This window comes from Streptomyces sp. NPDC107562, from assembly GCF_055657325.1.
In genome coordinates, this window is sequence record NZ_JBVKBE010000001.1 from 975,247 (window position 1) to 994,022 (window position 18,776).

The 18,776-nt window shown below is 70.9% G+C and carries 12 protein-coding genes and 2 pseudogenes; 3 read left to right on the plus strand and 11 right to left on the minus strand.

What is annotated here, in order from left to right; translation table 11 throughout:
- Positions 1-111 precede the first annotated feature (111 nt).
- The gene (locus ACZ7LV_RS04310; protein ID WP_471935531.1) at positions 112-1,131 is read left to right on the plus strand and encodes a winged helix-turn-helix domain-containing protein; all 1,020 of its coding nucleotides are present in this window, start codon (positions 112-114) and stop codon (positions 1,129-1,131) included.
- 149 nt (positions 1,132-1,280) lie between these two features.
- On the plus strand, positions 1,281-1,706 hold the full coding sequence (locus ACZ7LV_RS04315) for a hypothetical protein (protein ID WP_471935533.1): 426 nt from the start codon (positions 1,281-1,283) through the stop codon (positions 1,704-1,706).
- A 257-nt stretch (positions 1,707-1,963) separates the two neighbouring features.
- Here ACZ7LV_RS04315 and ACZ7LV_RS04320 read toward each other — a convergent pair whose 3' ends face one another.
- The 9 genes from ACZ7LV_RS04320 to ACZ7LV_RS04360 form a co-directional block, all read right to left on the minus strand.
- Positions 1,964-4,513: a beta-galactosidase gene (locus ACZ7LV_RS04320; protein WP_471935535.1), complete on the minus strand. Its 2,550-nt coding sequence runs from the start codon at positions 4,511-4,513 to the stop codon at positions 1,964-1,966.
- Positions 4,514-4,672: 159 nt separating this feature from the next.
- On the minus strand, positions 4,673-5,452 hold the full coding sequence (locus ACZ7LV_RS04325; protein ID WP_471936111.1) for a formylglycine-generating enzyme family protein: 780 nt from the start codon (positions 5,450-5,452) through the stop codon (positions 4,673-4,675).
- Between the two features lie 149 nt (positions 5,453-5,601).
- A complete protein-coding gene (locus tag ACZ7LV_RS04330) occupies positions 5,602-7,254 on the minus strand; it encodes an alpha-amylase family glycosyl hydrolase (RefSeq protein ID WP_471935537.1) in 1,653 nt (550 codons plus the stop codon).
- A 12-nt stretch (positions 7,255-7,266) separates the two neighbouring features.
- Positions 7,267-8,703 (minus strand): sulfatase family protein, encoded by a 1,437-nt coding sequence (locus ACZ7LV_RS04335; RefSeq protein WP_471935539.1) that lies wholly within the window; start codon positions 8,701-8,703, stop codon positions 7,267-7,269.
- 138 nt (positions 8,704-8,841) lie between these two features.
- Entirely contained in the window at positions 8,842-10,989 is a 2,148-nt protein-coding gene (locus ACZ7LV_RS04340; protein ID WP_471935541.1) for a glycoside hydrolase family 3 N-terminal domain-containing protein, read from the minus strand.
- 287 nt (positions 10,990-11,276) lie between these two features.
- Positions 11,277-12,170 carry a carbohydrate ABC transporter permease gene (locus ACZ7LV_RS04345; RefSeq protein ID WP_471935543.1) on the minus strand — a complete coding sequence of 298 codons (894 nt, stop codon included), beginning with the start codon at positions 12,168-12,170 and terminating at the stop codon, positions 11,277-11,279.
- The gene (locus ACZ7LV_RS04350) at positions 12,167-13,222 is read right to left on the minus strand and encodes a carbohydrate ABC transporter permease (protein ID WP_471935545.1); all 1,056 of its coding nucleotides are present in this window, start codon (positions 13,220-13,222) and stop codon (positions 12,167-12,169) included. Before ACZ7LV_RS04350 ends, ACZ7LV_RS04345 begins: the two co-directional genes overlap by 4 nt.
- Positions 13,223-13,225: 3 nt before the next feature.
- Complete coding sequence (locus ACZ7LV_RS04355; RefSeq protein ID WP_471935547.1) at positions 13,226-14,473, minus strand: sugar ABC transporter substrate-binding protein; 1,248 nt, start codon at positions 14,471-14,473, stop codon at positions 13,226-13,228.
- Positions 14,474-14,879: 406 nt separating this feature from the next.
- Complete coding sequence (locus ACZ7LV_RS04360; protein WP_471935549.1) at positions 14,880-15,926, minus strand: LacI family DNA-binding transcriptional regulator; 1,047 nt, start codon at positions 15,924-15,926, stop codon at positions 14,880-14,882.
- Positions 15,927-16,340: 414 nt separating this feature from the next.
- On the opposite strand from ACZ7LV_RS04360, the pseudogene ACZ7LV_RS04365 reads away from it, so the two are divergent.
- Positions 16,341-16,716: pseudogene (locus ACZ7LV_RS04365) on the plus strand (transposase); the annotation flags it as partial.
- Between the two features lie 6 nt (positions 16,717-16,722).
- Here the strand turns inward: ACZ7LV_RS04365 and ACZ7LV_RS04370 are convergent.
- Positions 16,723-18,222, minus strand: coding sequence for a hypothetical protein (locus ACZ7LV_RS04370; protein ID WP_471936113.1), 1,500 nt, complete (start codon positions 18,220-18,222; stop codon positions 16,723-16,725).
- 417 nt (positions 18,223-18,639) lie between these two features.
- Positions 18,640-18,764 (minus strand): annotated as a pseudogene (locus tag ACZ7LV_RS04375) (helix-turn-helix domain-containing protein); the annotation flags it as partial.
- Positions 18,765-18,776 lie beyond the last annotated feature (12 nt).

Sequence of the window (18,776 nt, forward strand, 5' to 3'; positions counted from 1 at the left end):
ACCGCCATGTCGGGGTGACGTGCCGCCCGCCTCATGCCGGCCGAGACCGGTGTCGCGTACCGCGACCCGTGCGCCAGATCGTTCGGCGGGTAAGAAATTCTGGGAGGCGCTGTGCTCAGGATCTACTTCACGAGCGAGGACCTGGCGCGCACCCGGATCGCGGCCGCCCCGGATCCGTTGTGGGAATTGGTGCTGAGTCTGCAGATGCTGCGCCCGCAACGTGGTGACACGCTCTTCTCCGCTTGGCGACGTGAGGCCTGCGGCCGGGTACGTGCCGCGCGACTGGGTCCGATCATGGATCTCCTCCTGAGCCTCACGCCCAACGTCGGATACTTTCCGGATTTTCTGAATCCCATCGCATCCACGAGGGGTCTCGACGATGGTCTCGACGCGATCCTCGGTACCACGAGGACCGTCCTGGCACGGGATCTTGGCCGTCTGGCGCATTCGCGGTCTGTGACACGAGATGTGCGGCGCCTCGCCGCGGGAGACGCGGAACTACTCGTGGAACTCACCGAGGCGATGCGAGCGTGCTACGACCTGCTCGTCACTCCCTACCGGCGCAGTATCGACGACGCCATCGGCGCTGATCATGACCGGCGTATCGGCGCGTTCGGTGAGGCGGGCGTCGAAGGGTTGCTGGCGAGCCTTCGACCGATGGCCTCCTGGTCGCACGGGGAGTTGCGGATCGCCACATACCGGGATCAGGAATTACATCTCGGCGGCCGGGGCCTACTGCTCATCCCCTCGTACTTCTGCGTATGGTCGCCCTTGACCCTGTTCGACTCCTCCTTGCCGCCGGTGCTGGTCTATCCGGTGCTGACCGGCCTTGAGTCGCTGCCAGGCCTCCTGCCGACGCCGCACAGCCTGGATGCCCTCCTCGGGGTCACCCGTGCGGCGGTTCTGGAAGCACTGAGAGGCCGGCCGTCGACCACCACCACCGAGCTGGCGCGGAGTGTCGGGATCGCACCGGCGTCCGCGAGCGAGCACGCCCGGGTGTTGCGTGAGGCGGGCCTGGTCACCAGCCGCCGAGACCGGAACCGCATGTTGCACAGCCTCTCCAGCTTGGGTCGCGTTCTGCTCGCGCACAACCGTCAGGTGGAACCGAACCTTCCGCACTCGGCTCGCTGACCTCCGTCATTCGGCCTCACCCGAATGACGTGGAGATTCCGGCACATGGGGCGCAGGATCGTCCCTGCATCGTCTCGTGTTCGACTCGCGTTCGACGGAACAAGGAGGACTGGGTGTTGCGAGCAAGGAAATCTGTGGCATCGTCACGCATGACTGTCGCCGTGGGCCTGACGGCCGTGGCCACCGTTGCCGGAATGATCCTCGCCGTGCCCGCCGCGGCAGGAACGACGGGCACCAACTGCGGCAGCTCGCCCGGAAGCGCCTTCGACTTCGATGTCCGTACCAAGACCTGGACGGGCTACATCAACGGTGTCTACCGCAGCGCCCAGGTCGTCCTGCGCAACGAGCAGATCAGCGACCACTCCTACGGCCACATTCTGACCGGATACAAGTCCGGAGACTCGGTGTGGGTGGACCGTTCCTACGACGGCGGAACCAACTGGACGCAATGCGGTCCCTTCAGCGGTCAGTGGTCCAACGACCTGCTGAACCGGGGCAACTGGATGCGCGCCTGCATGCGCATCTCCGCGGCCGCCACGACCGTGTGCACGACCTGGTACTACGACGCGGACTGACTCTCACGAGCCGCACCCGCCTTCCTGGCCACCGATCAGATGGACGGCCCACGCGGCACGACGAGCGGGGCTGGCGGGGCGGGTCCCGTAGGCCCGGGTGCGAGCTCGGTCAGGCTCCTCACTCGCGGTGAGGAGCCTGGTGCCCGTTGACCCACCCCTCCGCAGCGAGCCACCGGCCCGGGACGGATCAGGCGGCCGGAGAGGAGCGAGCAGGCCTGCGGGGATGCCGCCACCTCGCTCCGGCCACCGTCGCGCGCCTAGAGCCCTTGGCCGAGCCGGATCCGCAGCCGCGCGCCGTCCGCGCCGCCCGGCCAGCTGACCAGTCGGCAGCCGTTCTCCGCCTCCGTCACCTCGGCGCCGCTGCCCTCGTCGACGAGAACCTCCCGACCGGTCTCCAGCAGGGCGCTGCCGGGGCCCTCGCCACGGCGCAGCAGGAGCGTGGAACCGTCGCCCGCGCCGTCCAGTTCGGCGGTCGCCCACCGTAGGACGGCGCCGTCCAGTCGGATGCCGAGCGGCAGCATCCGCCCGCTGCGCACCGGCAGCTCCAGCGCGGCTCCGCCGGCCAGCGGCACGCCGTCCACGTCCAGGGTGAACTTCTGCGGGACCTGGGCGACGTTGACCAGGTGGAGCAGGCGCCGGCCGGTCGCGTCCGCCGTGCTGGTGACGACGAGACCGGGCGCCTCGCCGTGCGTGACCAGGCGCCGGCGCACTCCGAGCCTGGCGCTCACGGCGCGCCAGAAGTCGAGGTGGCAGGGGTAGTCGCAGGCCATGACGATCGCGTGGCCACCGCCTTCCGTCCGTACCTCGAAGGCGACCGGCGAGCCGTCGGCGACGTCGAGCACGAGCGGTCGCGCGTCGGTACCTCCCGTGGAGTGCAGGCGTTGCAGGACGCCGACCCGGACCTCGGGCCGCGGGCCGGCCCAGTCGCCGGCGCGCACGGACGGGAAGTAGTGGACCGTGGCGTCGACGGTCTCGGTGACGGCGACGCCGAGGGCGTCGGCGAGGACCGTGCACGGTGTCCCGTCGTCGTCCAGGACGGGCAGCACGCCGTGCAGCAGCAGGCGTCCGCCGGCCCGGACGAACGCGGCGAGGCGTTCCTGCACGGCCCGGCCGAGGACGGGCGGCGTGGCCAGGGCCACGGCCGGTCCGGCCGGGTCGAGTGCGCTGCCGGCCGAGGTGGGGGCGGCGGACAGGTCGACCGCCCCGAAGGAGTGACCGCCGAGCAGCAGGGCGCGGGCCAGGATGTCGCGCGGGCCCATGCCCCGGTACCGCTCGATCTCGTGGACAAGCTCGCGGCGCCGGGCGGCTTCGGGGTGCGCGTACTCGGTGAGGTAGTGGTCCTGGACGTAGCCGAGGACGAGGTCGTCGTGCTCCTCGTCCATGTCGGCCAGCAGGTGCTCGGCGCCGTGGACGGCCCGGACCACGTTGCGGACGGCCGGATAGGTGGGGCTGAGCCGGCCCTCGGGGTCGACGGGCGCGGCGAATCCGTGGCGCTCCCCGGTGAAGGCGATCCGGTCGTTGCCGTCCCCGACAGGCTCGTCGAGGGGAGGGTTGTGACCGCCTGCGAAGAGGTAGTAGCTGATCAGCCGGTTGCCTTGGGCGACGCACAGCCGGGTCTTGAGCTCGGTGGCCTCCGGGCTGGCCTCCCGGCTGAGGTCCTCGACGTAGTTGCCGGTGCCGGACTCGAACTCCAGGGAGGTCAGGGGCTGGTCGGCGTCGTGGACGGCGGCCATGAACGCGTTCATGACGTACAGGTCCGGGACGTTCTCGACGGTCAGTTCGCCGAGGTAGTGGTCGGAGCCCGACGTGGTCTGCGGCATGCCGGCGTACGCCTGGGAGAGCTGGCTGATGCCGATCGGGAAGGTTCGGCCGCGCCCCTCGGACGTGCCGTGCAGATTGACGAGGAACGGCACACCGTGGATGCCGTGCCGCACGGCGCTCTCGCGCAGCCGCGACAGGTACCGGGCGTAGCGGTCGCGGTGGTGGGCGCCGAGGTCGTGGTGGAGCGCCAACTGCTGTGCCTCGCTGCCGCCCCGGGTTCCTCCCGCGCGCCACTGGGCATCCCATGCCTCGGGGTCGCGCGGGTCGGCGCCGTAGCGCTGTCGCGAGCCGTCGGCTCCCCACTGCTCGATCGCCCAGGACGCCAGGTCATGGAGGGTGCGGTCGGTCAGTTCGGGGGCGTTGGTGACCCAGGAGAGCATCCCGACCTCGTTGTCGAGCTGCACCGCGGCGACGGGTCCGCCGCGGGTGACCAGCCGGTCGGCGAGGACGGGAATGATCTCGCCGAACCAGCGCTCGGCCTGGGCGAGGTAGCCGGGTTCGAGATAGTCGAGGGTCTGTGTCGGGCCGCGCTCGCCGTCCCAGCCGAGGGGTACGGCAGCAGGGTGTTCGCGGTAGACGCGGAACGGTATGCCCTCGTTCTTGAGCTCGGCCATGATGAACGGGCCGGGGCGGGCGATGACCAGGAGGTCGCGCTCGGCGGCGAGGTCGAGGAAGCCGACGAGGTCGCGGTACTCGCTGGTGGCGCCGGTCAGGTCGACCTCGCCGGAGGCGGTCTCGTGGACGAGCCACGGCATGTAGGCGGCGACGGCGGTGCATCCCGCGGCGACGAGTTTGTCGAGCCGGTCCGCCCAGTCGCGGCGGTGGAGGCGGAAGTAGTGCACCTCGCCGGCCATCAGGATCCGCGGGGCCCCGTCGACGAGGAGTCGGCGCCGCTCCAGCCGCACTCCTTCCGCGGGTCGGCCGGGGGTGTCGGCGTGGCCGGAGATCATCGCGGACGGGGGGTTGTCTGCGGGGGATGTCTTCACGGAGGAGTCCTCGGGTGATCGTCAGGGGGTATCGGACGGGCGGTGGTCCGCGGTGCCGGCCGCGCTCGGCGACGGGGGCGCGCCACGGTCATACCGAGGGGAGGTCGCCGGCGACCGCGCGGTCCGGGCCGAGGTCGGCGGCGAGCGCGGCCGCTCGACTCAGAGTTCTCGCCTCTCGCGGCTCTCCGGTCCGCGCACCACCCTGAACCCCGTGTTCCCGCTGGAGCTGTCCGGGGTGTTGCCCATGCGGGCCGACGTGCGATACCGGAGGCAGTACGACTCGTGGCACAGGTGCGAGCCGCCCCTGAGGACGCGGGCGCCCGGGGCGAACCGGTCCGCGCACCACTCCCACACGTTGCCCGTCATGTTGAAGAGGCCATAGGCGTTCGGCGGGAAGGCGTCCACCGGGCAGGTCGCGCGGTACCCGTCGGCGGCGGTGTTGTGTCCCGGGAACGTGCCGCGGAAGATGTTCATGCGGTACTCACCGCCCGGATCGCGTTCGTCGCCCCAGGGGTACGGGCAGCCCTCCAGTCCGCCGCGGGCGGCGTACTCCCACTCGGCCTCGGACGGGAGCCGTACCCCCGCCCAGCGGCAGTACGCGAGGGCGTCGTCGTACGAGACGTGGACCACCGGATGGTCCCGGCGGCCGTCGAGGACGGATGCGGGGCCTTCCGGGTGACGCCAGTCGGCGCCGTGGACCTGCCGCCACCAGGGGGTGTCGGCCGCCGCGCGCGTCGGCGGGAAGTCGTCGGGGAGGAAGCCGCCGAAGACGAAGGACCAGCCGAAGCGTTCGGCGTCCGTCCGGTGGCCGGTGGCCTCGGCGAAAGCGGCGAACTCGGTGTTGGTGACGGCCGTCGCGCCGATGGCGAAGGCGTCGACCGTCACCTCGCGGACCGGGCCCTCGCGGTCCGCCGGGTACGGGGAGTCGTCGCTGCCCATGAGGAAGGCGCCGCCGGGCAGCTCCCGCCAGCCGCCGTGCGGGACGGCGGCGGCGGAAGCATGCTCGACGCGGATCGCGGTCGCCGCCGCCGTGCGTGACCGCGGGGGCCGCCGCGGAGCGCAGCAGGCCGAGCGATCCGAGTCGTGACTCACCGGGCGGCCCTCACCTCGGCGGGGCGGAGATCGAAGATCCCGTACCCGAAGCCCGCGACGGTCAGCAGGTCGTCGTTCACCTCGACTCCGGCGGCCTCGACGGCTTCGGCGACGCCGCTGGTGACGCCTTCGGGCAGCGTGAACTCCGCCCGCTCACGGCGGGGGTTGACGACGATGAGGTACCGCCCGCCGCGCACGTACACGAAGGGGTACCCCTCGTGCAGCACCCGCACGTCCGCCTCGCTGCCCAGCTCGGGCGTCGACTTGCGCAGGGCTATCAGGCGGCGCACCAGATGGAGGAGGGAGCCGGGGTCCTCGCGCTGGGCGGCGACGGTGGGGCGGGCGGGGTCCGGGTCCAGGGGGAGGTAGAGGCGTTCGGGGGCGGCGGGGGAGAAGCCTGCGTTGGCGGTGGAGTCCCACTGCATCGGGGTGCGCGAGCCGGCCCGGTTGTAGCGGGGGCCGAGGACACTGCCCTCGTGCTCCGGCAGGCCGGGGACGTAGCGCATGCCGATCTCGTCGCCGTAGTAGACGGCCGGGAGGGTCGGCCAGGTCAGCTGGAAGGCGAAGGCGGCGGGGAGCTGCTCGGCGGTGCGCGGTCCGCAGGCGAGGCGGGAGAAGTCGTGGTTGGCGGTGGGCAGGGCGACGAAGCCACCGCGCCCGGCGTCGGAGATCGCGGTGGTGGCGGCCCGCCATCCGTCGAGGAAGGTCTCCAGGGACCCGGTGCCGTCGGCGCCGAAGTAGGGCTCCAGCGGGGCCCAGCCCTCGCTGACGGTGCCGGTGTTGTTGTTCCACAGGGAACGCAGCTTGAGGCCGTCGTCCTCGGCGCCGAACTGCAGGAAGAAGTCGGCGTGGAAGCCGGCCGGCACGGACACGGCCGGGTCGCCCCACTCGGACAGCAGCGCGGCCTGCGGATGCCTGCTGTCGATCCAGTCGCGCATGTCGCGCCACAGGCGGGCCGACTCGGCGTGGCCGGGGTCGTCCTTGACGAGCGAGGCGGCCATGTCGACGCGGAATCCGGACAGGCCCAGGTCGAGCCAGTGCTCCATGATGTCGCGCAGGGCCTGGCGGTTGGCGCGCGGTCCGTCGGCGTCGACGGGCTGCCGCCAGGGCTCGTCCGGGTGGGTGCGCGCGTAACCGAAGTTGAGGGCGGGCTGGCTGGGGAAGAAGTTCGGCTTGTACCAGCCGGGCCGGGTGCCGGGCGAGGGCTGGAAGCCGTCGCCCGGGTCGGTGTCGCCCTCGGCCCAGATGTAGCGGTGGTCGGAGGGGTCGTCGGCGGACGCCGTGAACCACGGGTGCTGGTCGGAGGTGTGGCCCGCCACCAGGTCGAGCAGCAGGCGGATGCCGCGGCGCCGGGCACTGTCGGCGAGCCTGGCCAGGCTGTCGTTGGTGCCGTAGCGGGGGGCGACGGTGAGGTAGTCGGACACGTCGTAGCCCGCGTCCTGGAACGGCGAGGCGAAGCACGGGTTGAGCCAGACGGTGTTCACACCGAGCCAGGCGAGATGGTCGAGCCGCTGCTCGATGCCGGCGAAGTCACCGATGCCGTCGCCGTCGGCGTCGGCGAAGCTCTGCGGATAGATCTGGTAGAGGACCGCGTCGGCCAGCCACTCCATGGCCGGGCGGTTGTCGGGGCCGGAGCCGTTCGTCGTCATGGGATCGTCCCTTCAGGAGGTGGTCGGCGCGGGCAGCACGCCCTCCGGCGTGTCGCCGAAGTGGCGCTGGAGTTCTTCCAGTTGTGCCGTGAGGTCCTCGACGATGTCCGCGTACAGCGGGTCGTCGTAGCGGTTGTGCAGCTCGTGCGGGTCCTGGGTCATGTCGAACAGCTCCCAGGCGGGCGTGCGCGGCGCGTCCTTCGCCCCGTCCGCGCCGGAGCCGTGGCCCGGGTAGTGGATGAGCTTGTGCGTGCGGGTGCGGATGCCGTAGCAGGCTTGGACGTTGTGGCAGACGTCCAGATGCATGTAGTAGCGGTAGTAGACGGCGTCCCGCCACTCCTGCCCGTCCTCCCCCTTCAGCAGAGGTACGAGCGACCGGCCCTGCATACGGGCATGAGGTGCCGTGCCCGCCATGTCCAGCAGGGTGGGGGCGTAGTCGATGTTGGCCACCAGTTCGTCGTGGCGGGAACCGGCCTCGGTGATGCCGGGCCAGCGCACGACCAGTGGGATGCGCATGCCTTCCTCGTACATGAACCGCTTGTCGAACCAGCCGTGTTCGCCGAGGAAGAAGCCGTGGTCCGACGTGTACGTGACGGCGGTCGAGGCCTCCAGGCCGGTGACGTCGAGGTAGTGCAGCACGCGGCCGACGTTCTCGTCGAGGGCGGCGATCACCCGGAGGTAGTCCTTGATGTAGTGCTGGTAGCGCCACTCGCGTTCCTCGCGCGGTGACAGTCCGGGCGGCACCGGTACGCCCTTGAGGTCCTCGTCGTTGAGGTCCTCCATGCTCATCCGCGCCTCGTGCGCGGCGGGGGCGCGGCCGCCGAGGTCGTCGTGGAGGGTGGGCGGAGCGGGGATCTCCTCGTGTTCGTACAGGTGCCGGTGGCGTTCGGCGGGCTCGAACGGGCGGTGCGGCGCCTTGTGCTGGATCAGCAGGCAGAAGGGCTTGCCGGGGTCACGCCTGTCGAGCCAGCTCAGCGCGAGGTCGGTGATGATGTCGGTGACGTAGCCCGGGCACGTCCTCCTGCCGTGGGCGGTGAGGAACTCGGGGTCGTGGTAGACGCCGTGTTCCGGCAGGATCTCCCAGTGGTCGAAGCCCTCGGGGTCGTGTCCCTCGCCGTGGCCGAGGTGCCACTTGCCGACGATCGCGGTCTGGTAGCCCGCTTCCTGGAGCATCTTCGGGAACGACGGCTGCCTCGCGTCGAACTTGTGGTCCGGGCCCTCCAACGAGGTCATGCCGTTGACATGGCTGTAGGTGCCGGTCAGCAGGGTGGCGCGGGCGGGCGAGCAGATCGCGTTGGTGCAGAAGGTGTTCTCGAAGACCGTGCCCTCGGCAGCGAGGCGGTCGACCGAGGGCGTCTTGTTGATCACGCTGCCGTAGGCCCCGATGGCTGCGGGAGCGTGGTCGTCGGTCATGAACAGGATGATGTTCGGACGCTGGTCGATGGTCATGGGCGGTGGGCTCCGGTGAGGGGGTGAGAGCGTGCGTTCCGGTGTGGGAGCCGGGGTGGCACCGCGGCGAGAGGCGACGCGTACGCCGGGGGGTCACGTCCGCCGTCGCGAACGGCGGACGTGACCGGGCCCGGCGTGTCAGGCGACCGTCAGGGTGCAGCGGGCTTCGGCCAGGGAGCTCGTGCCGGCGTAGAGATCGATCCTGCCCGGCTCGACCGTGAAGTGGCCGGCCTGGTCGTTCGTCCAGAAGCCGAGGTCCTCGGCGCCGAGCGTGAAGCGCACCTGCGTGGTCCGTCCCGGCTCGAGCGTGACGCGACGGAAGCCGCGCAGTCGGCGCACCGGCTGGGCGATGCTCGCCACCGGGTCGTGGACGTAGAGCTGGACGACCTCGTCGCCGGTGAGTTCTCCGGTGTTCGTCACGTCCACGCGGACCTCGACGCACTCGCCGCGCTCCAGCTCGTCGACGGTGACCGACTGCCGGTCGAGCCGGGGCTCCCCGACGGCGAACGTGGTGTAGCTCAGCCCGTGCCCGAAGGCGAACTGCGGCCCGTCGGCGAGGTCCAGGTACTTGGAGACGTACTTCTCCTCGTCGTCGGCCGGGTCGTAGGGGCGTCCCGTCCTTTCCCGGTTGTAGTAGAGCGGGATCTGGCCGACCGCCCGGGGGAAGGTGACCGGCAGCTTGCCGCCTGGGTTCACGGCCCCGAAGAGCACGTCGGCGACGGCGTTCCCGGCCTCGATGCCCGGGTGCCACGCCTCGATGAGCGCCGGGACGCCGTCCACCCAGTTGCCGATCGTCAGCGGACGGCCGTTGAGCAGCACGACCGCGAACGGCCTGCCGGTGGCGGCCACGGCGGCGATGAGCTCCTCCTGCCCGTTGGGCAGGGAGATCTCGCTGCGCACCGCGGCCTCACCGCTGAGCTCGGGCTCCTCACCGACGACGACGACCGTGACCTCGGCGGCCTCGGCGGCGGCGACGGCCTCGGCCACGTCGGACCCCGCGTGCACGACCTTCGCGGCGGGGGCGGCGGCGCGTACCGCGTCGAGGACGCTGACCGTCGGGAACCGGCGGCAGCCGGGACCGGCCCAGGTGCCGTGCAGGTCCGTGTGGTCGGCGAACGGGCCCACCACCGCGATGGAGCCGGCTCCGGTGTCCAGCGGCAGCACGCCGTCGTCGTTCTTCATGAGCACCATGGAGCGGGCGGCGGCCTGCCGCGCCGCCGCACGTGCCTGCGGTGTCGGCGCGTCGATGGCCGCGGACTCGTCCGTGTACGGGTCGTCGAAGAGGCCGAGCGCGAACTTCAGCCGCAGGATGCGGGCGACGGCGTCGTCGATCCGGTCCTCGGTGATCCGCCCGTCGGCGAGCAACCGCTCGCCGTGGGCGGTGATGTTCGTGCTGACCATCTCCATGTCGAGGCCGGCCGTCAGGGCCAGCCGCGCCGCGTCGGCGCCGTCCTCGGCGTAGCCGTGGGCGATGAGCTCCTCGACGCCCGTGTAGTCGCTGACGACCACCCCGTCGAAGCCCCACTCCTCCTTGAGGATGCCGGTCATCGTGTGCGGGTTGCCGTGCGCCGGGACTCCGCTGACGGTGTTGAACGCCGCCATGACGGTGGCGACTCCGGCGTCGACGGCGGCGCGGAACGGCGGCAGGTACAGATTGCGCAGCCGCTGCTCGGAGACGTCGACCGTGTTGTAGTCCCGCCCGCCCTCGGCGCCGCCGTAGGCGACGAAGTGCTTCGCGCACGCGGCGACCTTGTCGTCGGCGGTGAGGTCGTCGCCCTGGTAGCCGCGGACCTTGGCCACCGCGAGGACGGCGTTGAGGTACGGGTCCTCGCCGCAGCTCTCCGCGATGCGGCCCCAGCGGGGCTCGTGGGTGACGTCCATCATCGGCGAGAACGTCCAGCGCACGCCGTTGGACCTGGTCTCTCTCGCCGAGACCTCGGCGTCGCGCTCGACCACGGCCGGGTCGAAGCTGGAGGCCTGCGCGAGCGGGATGGGGAAGGTGGTCCAGAAGCCGTGGATCACGTCGAAGCCGAAGAGCAGCGGGATGCCCAGCCGGGACTCCTCGACCGCCATGCGTTGCAGGGTGTTGGTGTGGGCCGCGCCGTGCAGGTTCAGCACCGAGCCGAGCAGGCCGGCACGGGCCGCGCGCTCGACCTCCTCGGTCTGCCCGCCGCCGGGGCCGGTGTCGCCGGTCCAGGTCAACTGCTGGAGCTGGCCCAGCTTCTCCTCGATCGTCATCGAGTCGAGCAGGTCCTTGACCTTGTCTTCGAACGGTCCGCCGAGCATCTCAGTCCTTCTACTCGTTCGCGCCGCCAGGGCAGGGCTGACGCCCGCCTGTAAGCGCATACATTCTCATTTGCACGATATCCCCCGCACCCGCGCATGGGGCAAATCCGGTGGGCGCGGCACCCGTTGGGTCCACCGTCGGCGTACGCGACGCGCCTCCCGGCCGCCGTGAGTCCGGCGGCGGCATGACGGCGCCACGCCCCGGTGGGTGCGCCCCGGAGGTGGGCGGTACGGGGCCGGCGGATGTCAGGGTGCCGCCGGCCCCGTACGGATCAGGGGCGCGCCCGCTACTTGATGCCCGCCGTGGCGATGCTCTGCGTGAAGTAGCGCTGCAGCACCATGAAGACGGCGAGCACCGGCAGAACGACGAGGAACGCGCCGGCCATCAGCACGCCGTTGGAGCCGTTGGCCTTGGTCGGGTCGGTGGCGAAGGTGGCCAGCGCCACCGGGAGCGTGTACTTCTCGACGTCGTTCGTGGAGATCAGCGGCCACAGGAAGTTGTTCCACGAGCCGAGGAAGACGAAGATCGACAGGGTCGCCAGAGCGGGCTTGACCTGCGGGATCACGATCCGCCAGAAGATGTACCACTCGCGTGCCCCGTCCACCCGGGCGGCCTCCAGCAGCTCGTCGGGGACGGCCGACATGAACTGCCGCATCAGGAAGACCCCGAAGGCACCGGCAGCGGACGGCAGGACGAGCCCCGCGTAGGTGTCGAGGAGGTTCATCTTGCTCACCATCACGAACTGCGGCATCAGCATCAGGTTGCCGGGCACCATCAGGGCCCCCATGACGACGCCGAAGATCACCTTCTTGCCCGCGAAGTTCAGCTTGGCCAAGGCGTACCCCAGCATGGAGCAGAAAAGCAGGTTGCACAGGGTGACGATGAGCGCGACCAGTGTCGAGTTGAAGAAGTAGCGGGGCACGTCCAGGAGGTCGAAGAGCTTATTGAAGTTGGCCAGCGTCCAGTCCGTGGGGATCCACACCGGCGGACTCGCCGAGAGGTCCTGAGGGGTCTTGAACGCGGACAGGCCCATCCAGATGAACGGCGCGGTCGTGACCAGCAGCCCGAGGCCGAGCAGGGCGTAGGTGACGCCCCTGGTCCGGCGGGTACGGCGGTCCCGCGCCGCGTATCCGTCCCGGCGAGCGGCGGTGGTGGCACTCGTGTCGGTCGTAGTGCTCATTTCGTCCTGTCCTTCAGCAGCCGCATCTGGAGCAGCGTGATGGCCAGGATGATCACGAACAGGATGTAGGCCATCGAGCTGGCGTAGCCCATGTTGAAGAAGTTGAAGCCCTCGCGGTACATGAGGAGCGAGACCGTCAGCGTGCTGTCCGAGGGACCGCCGTTGGTCATCACGAACGGCTCCTCGAAGACGTTGAGGAAGCCGATCGTCGTCATCACCGTGACGTAGAGCATGGTGGGCCGCAGCAGCGGGACGGTGATCCTGCGGAACTCCTGGAAGCTGCCGGCGCCGTCGAGCTTCGCCGCCTCCCGCACCTCGGTCGGGATCGCCTGCAGTCCCGCGAGGAACAGCACCATCGACGTGCCCATGTTGCGCCATACCGCCATCGCGATCAGCGACGGCATGGCGAGGGACTCGGAGGCCAGGAAGTCGGGGGCGGTGAGCCCCACCTGGGCGGCCAGGCCGGCGATCAGGCCCTCACCGGGGTCGAGGACGAAGCGCCACACCACGGCGACGGCGACGATGGCCGTGACCACCGGGGCGTAGAAGCCGACCCGGAAGAAGGTGCGGAACCGTTCGATGCCGGAGTTCAGCAGCACCGCCGCCAGCAGGCCGCAGCCGATGGTGAGCGGTACGCCGAGCACCACGAAGTAGCCGGTGTTGAACAGTGCCCGCAGGAACTGCTCGTCCCCGAACAGCTCGGAGTAGTTCTCCAGGCCGACGAACTCCGCGTCGAACGGGTTGGTGACGTTGCGCAGACCGAAGTCCGTGAAGCTCATCACCAGCGTCGCCACGATGGGGATCGCCATGAAGGTGACGAAGAAGGCCAGGAACGGGGTCGAGTAGAGCCAGCCGGCGAGGTTGTGCCGGGAGAGCCGGTCGGGCCGCAGCGGTGTGCCGCCCGACGTCGTCCGGGTGCCGGATCCGGCCGCCCTGCCCGGCGAACGGGCGGCCCCCTTGCCGGTCACGTCCGGCTGGGCCGGGAGTTCGGTGGCGCCGGCGACGGCCCGCCCGCCGGGGGCGGACCGCTCGGCGGAGTTCGTACCGCTCATGCCTCAGGACACCAGGCCCTCGGTCTTCTTCTGCAGCTCCTCGGCGAGCGCAGCCGGGTCGCCGCCCTTGGCGAGCTTCTCCAGGGTGACGTCGATCTCGTGGGCGACCTGCTCCCACTTCGCCAGCGGCGGGATCTCCCCGGCGCTGTTCAGTGCCTCCTCGAAGACCTCCACATCGGCGCTCTTGAGCGCCGGCTCGTCCCAGGCCTTCTTGTTGGCGGGCAGCGACTTCGACATCTCGTACCAGTCGGCCTGCGTCGCCGGGCTCGTGAGGAACTTGGTGAACTCCTTGGCCGCGGCCTTGTGCTCACTGCTCTCGAAGGTGACGAGGTTGGAGCCGCCGATGATGGAGGCGGGCTTGTCACCGGCCGGGAGCGGGACCGCCGCCCACTTGCCCTCGATCTGCGGGGCCTGGTCGGCTATGTTCTGCACCATCCAGGGGCCGGAGGGGAACATCGGCACGCTGCCCGCGCCGAAGTCCTTGATCACGTCATAGCCCGGGGCGGCGGGAGTGTCCTTCGCCAGTCCCTTCTCGAAGTACTTGGCGTACTCGGTGAACGCCGTGACCGCCTCCGGCGAGTCGAACGCCAGCTTGCCGTCCTTGTCCAGGATGGAGCCGCCCGCCGAGAACAGGTAGGGCGCCCAGTTCTGCCAGGAGCCCTGTCCGCCCGCGGGGTGGGAGAAGGCCCACTTCGTGGTGTCGAGCTTCTTGAACGCCTCGGCGAGGGCGAGCTGGTCGGCCCAGGTCTCCGGCGCCTCGGAAACCCCGGCCTTCTCGGCCAGGTCGGTGCGGTAGTAGAGGACGCGCGTGTCGACGTACCACGGCACGCCGTAGACCTGCCCGTCCCGCTCGCCGCCCTTCCAGGCGGCGGGGAAGAAGTCGTCCGCCTCGAACGCCTTGGTGTCCACCGGCTCCAGCACGCCCAGGTCCATGAACTCACCCATCCAGGTGGAGCCGAGCTGCGCCAGGTCGGGCAGCTCGTCGGCGGCCGCGGCGGAGACGAGCTTCTGGTGCGCGACGTCCCAGCCCACCGGGGTCACCTTGACGGTGATGTCCGGGTGCTCCTCGTTGAACTTCTTGGCGATGTCCGCGACCCGCTTGCCCTCCTCACCCATGGCCCACACAGTGAGGGTCTGCTTGGCATCCGCGCCCAGCTGATCGCCGTCTCCGCTGCTGCAGGCCGTCAGCCCGAGCGACACAGCCGCGGCGGTGGCGGCGACGGCGGCACGCGACAAAGCAATACGGGACATGCGAGCTCCTCCATGAGTACGCGCGTCTTTCTGTAAGCGCATACATGATCCTTCAGGACACGTTCGGACTCACGCAAGCGACGTTTGATAACGCTTCCGTAAAGCTGCCGAAACCTTGCCTACAGCGGCCGCCCACGCGTGTATGCGCAGGAGTGCCTGGACCGCCGTACGCCGGGAGGGACAGGGCGCGACGCACGGGCCGCGCCGCCGCGGCGGTGCGGGGGCGACGCACGGGTGGGCGGTGAACGCCGTCGGCAGGGGCAGCACTGGGACGGTTCGCTGCATGCGCGTACCGGGGCACCGGGTATGGGCGGGGCGGGGCGGCGTGCGCGGGGCGGCGCGGTGCGGGGAGGGGCGGCGCGGGGCGGGGTGGCCGGACGCCGGGGACGTCCGGAGGCGAGGTGTCCTAGACCCCGCACCCGCAGCTGGCGCGCAGGGCCAGACTGGTCGGCAGGGTGCGCGAGAGCGTGGGGCGGCCACGGTCGGCGATCCGCGCGACGAGCAACTCCACGGCCTCCTCGCCGAGTCGGCTCATGGGCTGCCGGACGGTGGTGAGCGCCGGGGTGACCAGCCGGCCCAGCGGAATACCGTCGAACCCGGTGACGGCGAGCTCCGTCGGAACGCGGATCCCACGCTCGGAGAGCGCCTGGAGCGCCCCCACGGCCATCTGGTCGTTCGCGAAGACCAGGCCCTGCGGGCGCGGCCCCTCCCGGTCCAGCAGCTCCACCGCGGCCTTGCGTCCGGAGAGCAGGGTCAGATCGCCGCGCGCGGCGGGCCGCTCGGGCAGCGGCAGCCCCGCCGCGAGATGGGCCGCCTGGAAGCCGCGGAACCGGGCCTCCGCGTCCGGCGAGTCCTCGGCGCCGCCGACGAACGCGAGGTCCGTCAGCCCGTGGACGTCGATCAGGTGCCGGGTGAGTTCCAGCAGGCCGTCGAAGTTGGCCACCTCGACGCTGTCGAGCCCCGCGGACAGCGGCCCCGCGAGCACGACCAGCGGCAGCCGCCGCGAAACGACGTCCAGCACCGCAGGCGGGATGCGCTGAGCGAGGATCGCCAGGCCGTCGACCCGGCCGGCGACGTCCGAGAGCACCTCTCCCGCCCGGTCGGCGTGGGCGGCGGAGATCAGCAGCGCATAACCGTGCCGCCGCGCGGCGCGCTCCATCCCCCGGATGACCTCGTCGCCGTAGAAGCTCAGCTCCGCCTGGTCGGCGTCCGGCGCCGTCCCCTCGGCCTCCGGATCGGCGAAGTCAGGGAAGCACAGGCCCAGCACCCCGGTGGCCCGGCTGGCCAGCCCCCGCGCGCTCGCACTGGGCAGGTAACCGAGATCGTAGGCCGCGGAAAGCACCTTCTCGCGCGTGGCGGCACGCACCGAGTCGGGCATGCGGTAGACGCGGGAGACCGTCGCGATGGACACCCCGGCGCGCTCGGCGACGTCGTAAACGGTGGGATCACCCATGCTGGAGCTGCCCGCCCTCGATATCTGCTGAGATTTTCACAAATCTGCGCCGTTTGACTGTGGAAGCGCATTCAGCCTAGTTGGCGCACTCCGGGACTGACAACACGCAGCGGACGCCCGCCACGCGGTGTGTGGTGCAGGGGAGGGGTCGGGCTGATGCCCGACAGGAGGACGCGGTGGGCCGGGAGACGTTCGCACGGCAGACGGCGGGCATGGCCCGCGACGTTCCGGCGCAGGACACCGCGATCTTCAGGCGCAGGACACGGTGGACGCCTCGCTGGAGCGGATCGCTGCGTCGGCCACCGAGCTGGTCGAGGGCTGTTTGCCGGCGTGCTGGTCCTCGGCGACATGCAGGCGCTCAGCCTTGCTCCCATGGCGCAGCTGGTGGTCGACAGCGATCAGCTTTCGCGAGTCGTCATCACGGACGGCCAGGGCATTCCGCGCGCGGTGTCGCTGACCGGCGGGAACCGCGGGCGACGTCACCCAACTCCTGCCCGTGCTGGACAAGATTTCGGCCGTGGCCGGGCTCGTCGGCCGGCCGCGCAGGCGGCCCGACATGCTCTTCGCGGACCGCGGCTACGTCCACGACAAGTACCGCCGGCTCCTGCGGCAGCGCGGGATCCGACCGGTGATCGCCGAAGGGGGCCAGCCGCACGGCAGCGGCCCGGGCACCTTCCGCTGGGTCGTCGAGCGCACGATCTCCTGGCTGCACGGCTTCCGCCGCCTTCGCATCCGGAGGGAACGACGCTACGACATCCCCGAGGCCTTCCTCGGACTCGCCGTCTGTTAGGGCCAGTTAGCGCTGGACGGCCCCCGGCGGGGTGGTGGTTTCGTTCAGGCAGTGGTCGAGGAGAGCGTGCATGCGTGGCACGGCGAGGGACGGATTGGCCGCAGCGCCCTCGGCGGTACGGGAGTCGGCGAGGAGGGTCTCCAGGGCTTCGGGTGACAGGCTGGGGTTGGTGGCCGCTGCCAGGCGCACCGACGCGTCGGGGTCCTCCACCGGGGGGACGGGCAAGGCGGGATCGGCTGCGGCCAGGGCCCTTACCTCGGGGTCCGGGTGGTGGATGAGGTGGGCCCTGCCGGTACGTGGGAACGCGGGCAGGGTCAGCAGGTGCGGACGGTGGGCCGGGCGGGTGACGAAGACGTCCAGGAGGAGGTGCGGCGGAGCCAGCGGGTGGTGGCAGGCCAGCCGGATCCTCACCTCCTCGTCGTCGTCCTGCGCGAGGGCTTCGACGAGTTCCGCCGACAGGTTCGGCCAGCTTGCCGCGACCCGGCGGAGCACCGGTTCCTCGGACACCGCACAGGTGGCGTACCAGTCCGGCGACGGCTCGGTGGCCGGCTGCGTAATGAAGCAGGTGCAGTCGGGCCCGTGACCGACGACCTTTCGGATTTCCTGGAATTCGTCCCAGGTACGGATGGAAGGCTGGAGTCGGGCACGCATCCGTACGTCCCCGTCCGGATCCTGCCTCAGCTCCGCCACCTCCGGTCCCAGGTCGGGCCGGGTGGCGACCAGCCTACGGATCTCTGCATCGGGGTGGCGGGCGAGCCGGGCGAGGGCGTCGGCCGGAGTATGCCGGTTTCGGGCCAGCGGGTGCACCTCGTCGGCCGCGAAGCACTGTTCGACGACCGCGGGTGACAGGGCGCACGTGCTGAGCACGGACACCGCGTAGCGTGATCCGATGGGCGGCAGCTCGGCCTGCACCGCCTCCGGGTCCAGCTGCCTGCTGCCCCTCCTGGCTGCTTCCCGTACGGCGGGGTCGGGGTCGTCGTGCAGGGCATGGCGCTGCGCAGCGGTGAGCGACTGCCACTGGAAGGCGGCGTACAGACGGAGTGCGGGGTGGTCGTGCCCGGCCATGTCCTGCGGGAAGGACAGAGGTACCTGCCGGGAAAACCAGAGCTCTTCGACGATCTCCTTTTCGGTGACCCTGCCGTCCTCGCCTCCTTCCTGGGCGGTCAGGAAGGTGACGAGGATGTCGTCCGGCAGCGGCCGGATCCACCGGGGCTGGAGCCGGGTGCCGCCGGCGAGATGCGCACGGACGAGTCCCGAACGGTCCGATGCCAAGGGAGCGAGTCGTGCGGGGTCGACGTGCAGGTTGCGGGCGAGGGCGCAGCGGATCCGCTCGACCGGGTGGCGGAGGGCCGCGTCGATGACGGCGTCGGGCAGGTCGCGTCCCTCGCACATCAGCAAGCCGGCCTCACCGGCCGCTTCGTCCAGGAGACGTATCAGCACGTCGGGGGGCGCCGCTGCGTTGAAAGCGATGCCGCGCAGCCACAATTCTCGAAGAGAGTCGGACACCACGACATCCTGCCACCTCGCCTCCTGAACCGGGCCGCCCCATGGCTCCCTCGTCGGCGCTGACCGGCGGCTCCGTCGGCAGGGCCTCGGCCCGCGTGGCGAGATCCGATGCTGCCGCGCGCATGTCGGCCCTGGAGGCGAGGAGTTCGGAGCCAGGCGCATGGGAGTGCTTGCCCACGACTCCACGTTCGCAGGCCGCGACCGGCGTCGCGTGCGCTGTGGCCAGCCCTGGCCCGGGCGCGGACCTTGTCCACGTCGGCGGTGCGGTACGGGCGGGCGGCGTTCAGCAGGCGGTGCACTGTCTTCACCGGGCACCCCGTCCTTGGTCGGTCTCCAGCCCGGCGATGTGACACGGCCCTGCCTGTGCCCTGGGCTCGATCCCCTATGCAAGGGGCCACTGCCCGGCATCGACCACGAGTCGGAGTTCAACGCGGCCCGCACCGTGTTCCGGACCACTCCCAACCGCCGCGCGATCTCCTTGGTCGGCACCCCCTCCGCTCGGTGCAGCCGACGTATTTCAGCTAGTCCTCCACTTTCAGCACCCTCCAAGGATC